Annotated in this window: 9 protein-coding genes; 8 read left to right on the top strand and 1 reads right to left on the bottom strand. The window is 38.1% G+C overall.

What is annotated here, in order from left to right; genetic code table 11:
• Positions 1 to 275 precede the first annotated feature (275 nt).
• From G563_RS0118070 to G563_RS0118060, 3 genes are read left to right on the top strand one after another with little or no spacing between them, the layout of a single operon-like run.
• Positions 276 to 635 carry a hypothetical protein gene (locus G563_RS0118070; protein ID WP_028666539.1) on the top strand — a complete coding sequence of 120 codons (360 nt, stop codon included), beginning with the start codon at positions 276 to 278 and terminating at the stop codon, positions 633 to 635.
• Positions 622 to 1,389 (top strand): HNH endonuclease, encoded by a 768-nt coding sequence (locus tag G563_RS0118065; RefSeq protein ID WP_028666538.1) that lies wholly within the window; start codon positions 622 to 624, stop codon positions 1,387 to 1,389. Before G563_RS0118070 ends, G563_RS0118065 begins: the two co-directional genes overlap by 14 nt.
• A 14-nt stretch (positions 1,390 to 1,403) precedes the next feature.
• Positions 1,404 to 2,453, top strand: a complete 1,050-nt coding sequence (locus G563_RS0118060; RefSeq protein ID WP_229598526.1) for an HpaII family restriction endonuclease — start codon at positions 1,404 to 1,406, stop codon at positions 2,451 to 2,453.
• Positions 2,454 to 2,746: 293 nt separating this feature from the next.
• On the opposite strand, the gene G563_RS0118055 is transcribed toward G563_RS0118060, so the two are convergent.
• Positions 2,747 to 3,796 (bottom strand): agmatine deiminase family protein, encoded by a 1,050-nt coding sequence (locus G563_RS0118055; protein WP_028666536.1) that lies wholly within the window; start codon positions 3,794 to 3,796, stop codon positions 2,747 to 2,749.
• 153 nt (positions 3,797 to 3,949) lie between these two features.
• Between G563_RS0118055 and G563_RS0118050 the strand changes: the two genes are divergently transcribed.
• From G563_RS0118050 to G563_RS38965, 5 genes are all read left to right on the top strand, one after another.
• Positions 3,950 to 4,465, top strand: coding sequence for a DsrE family protein (locus G563_RS0118050; protein ID WP_229598525.1), 516 nt, complete (start codon positions 3,950 to 3,952; stop codon positions 4,463 to 4,465).
• Between the two features lie 181 nt (positions 4,466 to 4,646).
• A complete protein-coding gene (locus tag G563_RS0118045) occupies positions 4,647 to 4,868 on the top strand; it encodes a DUF8507 family protein (RefSeq protein ID WP_028666534.1) in 222 nt (73 codons plus the stop codon).
• Between the two features lie 186 nt (positions 4,869 to 5,054).
• A complete protein-coding gene (locus tag G563_RS0118040) occupies positions 5,055 to 6,176 on the top strand; it encodes a DNA polymerase III subunit (protein ID WP_028666533.1) in 1,122 nt (373 codons plus the stop codon).
• Between the two features lie 111 nt (positions 6,177 to 6,287).
• The gene (locus tag G563_RS0118035; protein WP_028666532.1) at positions 6,288 to 6,551 is read left to right on the top strand and encodes a GlsB/YeaQ/YmgE family stress response membrane protein; all 264 of its coding nucleotides are present in this window, start codon (positions 6,288 to 6,290) and stop codon (positions 6,549 to 6,551) included.
• Between the two features lie 370 nt (positions 6,552 to 6,921).
• On the top strand, positions 6,922 to 7,114 hold a 193-nt coding region (locus G563_RS38965; RefSeq protein WP_229598524.1), incomplete at its 3' end, for a hypothetical protein.

Raw genomic sequence — 7,114 nt, 5'->3', positions numbered from 1 at the left:
TTCAACGTTGGCGAGGTTTCAAACCTCGCCAACGTTATACGTCCCAAAGCCTTGCCTGTGTTTTGTTTAATGTGGTACAACATCCCCTCTAAATATTGAGTTGACAAGAAATTTGGAGGAACATAAGAGTTGTTTCTAATGATTTTTGTATTTTAGCAACTTGAAATAATTGAAAAAGCAATGGATTTTGAAAAGAAAATATCGCTCGATAAAGTATTTGAAAATAAATGAATAATTCTAATTTATCTTGAGCTTATAATAAAATTGAGTGCGTCATGGATAATGTTTATTTTAAATATAAGAAACATCCTAAGGATTTATTAAGAAGTACAGATGTTATGATGCTTCCTGATCCAATAGAGAATTTGGAAGGATTTTTAGTTCAATTTTTAAAATGCTATCAATCTGATGAAAGAGTGGCCTATATTAATGATTTATATAAATTTCTTGAGGAGGGATTTTTGGACGAAGAAGATAAGGGTAGTTTTATCGAAATAATCAAAAATAAGACTGATAAAGAAATTGAAGACGAATTACTACGAGTCGAGGCAGAATTGAAAAACGAGGCTTATATAAATTTTTATAATCTTGTTCAGGATAATCAAATTGAAATAATTTATAATGTCAAAAATTAGTAATTGGACAAAGGAAGAAACGATTGTCGCTTTCAATGTGTACTGTAAAATTCCTTTTAAAAGCAGTAGCAAAAACAATCCTATTGTAGTGAAATATGCTAATATTATTGGTAGGACTCCTTCTGCCCTTAATATGAAAATTGGAAATTTTGGAAGACTTGATCCAGCATTAAAAGAAAAAGGAATTGTAGGTTTAGGGAATGGAAGCAAATTAGATGAGATTGTATGGAATGAATTTAATGGAAACTGGGAGAAACTAGCTTACGAAAGTGAGTTGTTAATTGCTAAATTTCAAAATAAGAAAGTAGAAGAAGTAATATATGATGAAGTTTTTGAATTTCCTATTGGGATAGAAAAAGAAATGGTAATTAAACAAAGAGTAAATCAAAGTTTTTTTCGTTCAACAATACTATCCTCTTACAATTCAAAGTGTTGCATTACTGGATTATCTATTGCCGAGTTATTGGTTGCAAGTCACATAAAACCTTGGAGAACTGATGCAAATAATAGGTTGAATCCGCACAATGGCTTATGTTTAAACTCTATTCATGACAAAGCTTTCGATAAAGGTTTTATAACTATTACACCAGACTATAAAATAAAAGTTTCAAAATGTTTTGATGAATTTAAAAAAGATGCGACTGTTTATGATTTCTTTTTAAAATATGAAAACCACTCAATATTTTTGCCTGATAGATTTTTTCCTTCTAAAGAATTTTTAGACTGGCACTATACAAATATTTTTAAGAAATAAATAAAATTTATGCATTGTTTAAACTTTTAGGCGATAAAAAATTATACCCTGGTAATAGTGAAATTAAGAGAGTTTACAATATTGTTTACCCCATTTTAAGAATACTGCGCACAGAAGTTACAGGAAAGTTTGAGTACTCAATAGGAGATAATATTGTTGTGATTTCAGGGAACGAAAAGGTTTTTTCTGTTTCAATTGCTGAGTTTCAAGAAAAAGCAAAATATTTATTGAGTAAAATAAAAACTAACAGTGGAACATTTTCTGTCCCCGAAATTGAGGCATTTATGCAGAGCATAAATTGCCTTTCCTTAAAGGCTGCTTCATCTGTAAAAACAGATATAACCATTGTTGTCCACGACCAAAGAACAGGACTTCAACCATCTTTAGGGTTTAGCATAAAATCTCAGTTAGGAAGCCCTTCTACGTTATTAAATGCCGGTGAAACTACCAATTTTATTTATAAAATTGAGGGTGATTTGCTTTCAAAACAAGATGTTGAATATGTGAATTCACTTTTTGTAAAAAGGGGTAAAAAACTCTCAAAAGATATTAAAGGTAGAATTAAAACTATTTATGAAAAGCAAGCTAAGTTATCTTTTGTGAATACCCAAAAACGAATTTTTAGCAACAATCTTATTTTAATTGATAGCTTATTGCCACAGATTTTAGCATCTGTTCTATTACAGTTTGCGTCTTCAAATTATTCAAGCCTTTTAGATTTAGTAACAATAACAGAAAAAGAAAATCCGTTAAAATTTGATACTACCAATAAGCATTTATTTTACAGTTATAAAATCAAACGATTTTTAACAGATATTGCTTTAGGAATGATGCCATCAAAAGTCTGGACAGGAGAGTATGAGGCGACGGGCGGATACTTGATTGTCAAAGCTGACGGAGACGTTCTATGCTATCACGTTTATGATAAAAACGAGTTTGAAAATTATCTCCTTGCTAACACAAAACTTGAAACAGCAAGTAGCTCAAGACACGCGTTTGGAGATATTTATGAAGAAAATGGGCAATTATATTTTAAATTAAACTTACAAATAAGATTTAAATAAAGTCCATAAGCAAAAGCAAACCCTATCAGCTTGGCAATATAGCGGCTATGTAAGGTTCCACTTTTTTATACAGCCGATTGCCTCAACATTGGCGAGGTTTGAAAGCTCGCCAATGTTATCGATAGCGTCCCCAAATTCTATACGCTGAAAACTATCGCAGACAATGTTCCCAAACCTTGCCTGTGTTTTGTTTAAAGACTTGCTATCGCCGAGGAGTTACATAGTACCCCTTTCAACGTTGGCGAGGTTTCAAACCTCGCCAACGTTATACGTTCCAAAACCTTGCCTGCGTTTCACACTACAGGTTCTTGCTGACTTAAGCAGTGAAAGCTTCCCAGGCCCCATACAATATCCGTAGAATCAATCCCCACTACGGGGCGGTCAGTAAAGCACTGACTCAAAATATCTAAAGCACGCTGGTCGTTGGCACATCTAAAAGTAGGAACAATCACGGCCGCATTGCTGATATAAAAATTGGCATACGAAGCAGGGAGCCTCAAATCTTCGCTATACACAGGCGTAGGCATAGGCAGCTCCACGATGTTGAGGGGTTTGCCATTGAGGAGCCGCATCTGTTTCAATTCATGTAAGTTTTCTTGTAAAATCTCGTAGTTAGCGTCAGATTTATCTTCTTCAACAATAGTCACTACGGTATCTTCATTTACGAATCTTACGGTATCGTCAATATGCCCGTCGGTATCGTCTCCTACGATACCATCACCTACCCACAGCACTTGTTGGACGCCATAATAATCCATCAAGTATTGCTCAATTTGGGCTTGAGTGAGGTGCGGATTGCGGTTTGGATTGAGCAAACAAGCCCGGCTTGTAAGCACAGTCCCTTTGCCATTAAACTCCACCGAGCCACCTTCCATGATAATTCCGGGTGTCACGTATTCTAATCCTAAATAATGGGCAATCGCCACCGGAATAAGGTCGTCGTTGTCGTAAGGAGGATATTTGCCACCCCAAGCATTGTAGCCCCAATTGAGCACAAGCCGCTCTTTGATTTGGGGATTGATGACGATACCGGGGCCGTGGTCGCGGCACCAAGAGTCGTTGGTGGCGTGTAGTGGCAATTCTATCTGCGACATATCCACGCCAGCATTGAGTAAATGAAGTTGTATCGTTTGTTTAACAGTCTCATTATGAGCGTTGATACACACTTTTTCTCCTTTGCTGATGGTTTTGATAAACTCAATATAGGAAGGAAGCATAAGCGGCTGCCGATCGTAAGTCCAAGACGCTTCTGTGTGAGGGAAACTCAGCCAAGTAGCGCGGTGAGGGTGCCATTCGGCAGGAAAAAAAAAGCCCCTTTCTTTGGGCGTAAGTTGATTTGACATATGTGTGACTAACTATGTGCGTTTTTTTTAGCCTGCAAAAATAGGCAGAAAAGTAGATTCTTTGCGACGTTGTTGGGTAAGTGTTGTTATCTTTAGCAAAAATTAATTCATCTCTAAACTATCTTTATTATGCGTCTGGTTTTCTGTTTTCTTATGTCAATCGTACTTGGTGCAAGCATGTCAAGTTATGCCCAAAAAAAGGTTTTTCCAGTCATTAAAACTGGCGGAGGGATGTTTGAAGTACCTGAAGCGGAGCCGATTGCCGACAAAAAAATGAAGTATAAAGTATTGTACGAAATATCAAAAGGTGCCGACAAGCCCGATTCAATCAACAGTACACTGGATAAACTAGCGCGTTTGGTTAATCTACATTTGTCGGCAGGGATTCCTAAGCAAAATCTGGATGTAGTGGCGGTGATTCACTTTCAAGGAACACCCCTTATTTTGACGGACGAAGCTTACAAGAAAAAATTTGGAGTCCCCAATCCTAATACTGCTCTTATCAATGAATTGGCAGACAATGGCGTGAAGTTTTATATCTGCGGGCAGTCGCTTTATATGCGTAAATTTGACAAAGAACCCCGCAATCCAAACATCAAAGTGACTCTTTCGGCGATGTTGCTGATGACCACTCTTCAATCCAAAGGCTATGTGCCGATTATTCCTTAGTGGAGGACTTTTAGGCGGAGAAAACATATTTTCCTCGGAATCTGGCGGAGTTTTGATTATTTATCAAACAATAGATGCCTTAATTAAAGGATGTTGAGAGTGGTAACTCTTAGATTTTGAGTTAATTTTTTTGCTTTAAATTTTGTTGTTAGCTTTGAATAATACAAGCTACTCTATCATCATGGAAGTACCTACTAAACTCAATAAGATGCAACTGCACTTTTTGCAGTTTTTATCGCAGCGACAAGTGTCTGAGCAGGAGCTGGAAGATATTCAACGAATGGTTGCGCAGTATTACTTCGACAAGGCGGAAGCTGAGTTAGAGAAAATAATTAAAGAAAAAGGAATCACCGAGGCGGATGTTGAAAACCTCAAAAATCAACATTTAAGCCTATATAGGTAGTAATGCTGATGTCTTGATAACTTATGATAAACATTTTAAAGAGCTTGATTTAATCTCATTCCCCAAAGTAGTGAGAATGACTATAGAAGAATTTAACGTCTTTCTAAGCTCGTAATTTTCTGTAAGATTAACCCACGACAAGCCAACATTCTTTAATTTTGTACCGAACTCCAACTGCTACTTATTTTGCTTTTTAAAGATATATTAGGTCACGATGATACCAAGCGTGCGCTCGTTCGTTCGGTTCAGAGCAATCACGTAGCTCACGCTCAGTTATTTGATGGCCCTCCTGGGGGCGCAGGTATTGCGTTGGCATGGGCTTTTGCTACCTACGTCAACTGCGAAGACCGTCAGCCCGACGATGCTTGTGGATGTTGTGCTTCTTGTATCAAAATGCGCAAGTTAGTCCATCCTGATGTGTATCATATCTTCCCGCTGCCGCGTACTCCTAAGGAGGGAGAAGACTTGCTGGGTGAGCTTACGCCTCAATGGCGGGCATTTTTAGAATCGCACCCTTACCGTACTTTGTCGGAGTGGCTGGGTTTTATCAATGCCACTGGCAATCAGCAAGGAATTATTCCTATTCGAGAATCAAGGGGCATCATCAACAAACTTTCTTTGAAAGCTTTTGAAGGAGAGTTTAAAATTATGCTCTTTTGGCAGCCCGAGCTTTTGAATGTCCAAGCTGCCAATGCTTTGTTGAAAATCTTGGAAGAACCTCCCGAAAAAACCTTGTTTTTGATAGTGTCAAGTCAGTCAGATAAGTTGCTGACTACCATTATTTCTCGCACTCAACGGGTGGCTATCCGCGCTTTTACGGACGAAGAGGTAACGGCTTTTTTGCTTCAAAAGGGTATCGAAGAGCGCCGAGCACGGCAGATTGCTTATTTGAGTGAAGGCAACCTCTCGACAGCGATGCGTCTTACACTTGATACCGAAGACGACCGCCACACGTGGTTTGCCAATTGGATGCGCAAGTGCTATTCGCGGGATTTTGCGACTTTGGTGAAGCTGGCAGATGAGTTTGACGGTTTGGGAAAAGAAAAACAAAAAGGAATTTTTGATTATACCCTCAATTTGTTTCGTGACTTATTTTTATGGCAAAATGGCGTCGAAGACCTTCTGAGATTGCAAGATGAAGAATTGAGTTTTGTACAAAAATTTGGAAAAGCCGTCCATCCTAAAGCTATTGAATTGTTGATTCAAGAAATTACGGAAGGGTATTATCACCTCGAACGCAATGCCCGCGCCAAAGTTTTGTTTTTGGATATTTCGTTGACAGCCGCCCGTACGATGCGCCAAGCTTGATTGAAGAGGTTTTTGTAAAATAGCTGCAAAACGTGCGAAGTTTTACAAATAAATGTGACTTTTAGGGAATTAAAGGGTCAAGACTATGAAACACTCTAAATCATTACGCTCATGAATTTTATCATCACCATCGTCGTAGGGGCTATTGCTGGTTGGCTAGCCGATTTGGCTTTCAAACGTTTTTCTTTTTCGTTGCTTTACCAAATCCTACTCGGGATTGCTGGGGCATTTGTAGGAAGTTTTTTGTTTGAAGGCGAGTTTCATTCTATGTTAGGATTGCCAAGTTTTGCGGCTAGAGTGCTAGAGGCTTTTCTCGGAGCTTCGGTTATATTGTTGTTGATTATTTTGTACCGCCGTTTTACGAGCAAAAGCTAAGGGGTATTTGCAGGTTTAAGATATTACAAGAGGCTGTCCAAAAAGTCTGGTATCACCAAATTATCTTCGGCGTCTGTTCAACCTCACCCCCTAAATCCCCCTCTCCTTTCAGTAGAGGGGGACTTCTGAGTCCTTCTCCTTTCTGGAGCTACGGTTTATACACAAGAATGATTTATCTTTGTTGTGTAAAGTTTAAAATTTTTATGTTAAAAAAAGCACTTTTGGTTTTGATTTTGGAGACAAACGGCTCAATGTACGCGGGGATGAGTTATTATCTTTAATGACTCAGAAATCTCAAACAACTATTTATAAGTTATCCAATCGTTGGGCTGACCAGATGGTCTACTATCGTTTTTTCAATAACTCAAAAGTGACAACAACCTCTATCATATCGACCATTACCCAAGATACTGCTCAGAGAATAGAGGCGGAACATTATTTGATTTTCCAAGATACTACCCAAGTAAACTTGGAGAAGAATCGTGCTCAAATTGAAGCTAATTCTGGTCTTGGCCTCATCGGGGATAACCGTAGTTTGGCTTTTTATTTGCATCCGAGTCTGG

Source organism: Runella zeae DSM 19591 (genome assembly GCF_000423565.1).
Classification (GTDB): domain Bacteria; phylum Bacteroidota; class Bacteroidia; order Cytophagales; family Spirosomataceae; genus Runella; species Runella zeae.
Note: the sequence above shows the minus strand (reverse complement) of the source record. Positions and strands in the feature narration are given on the sequence as shown.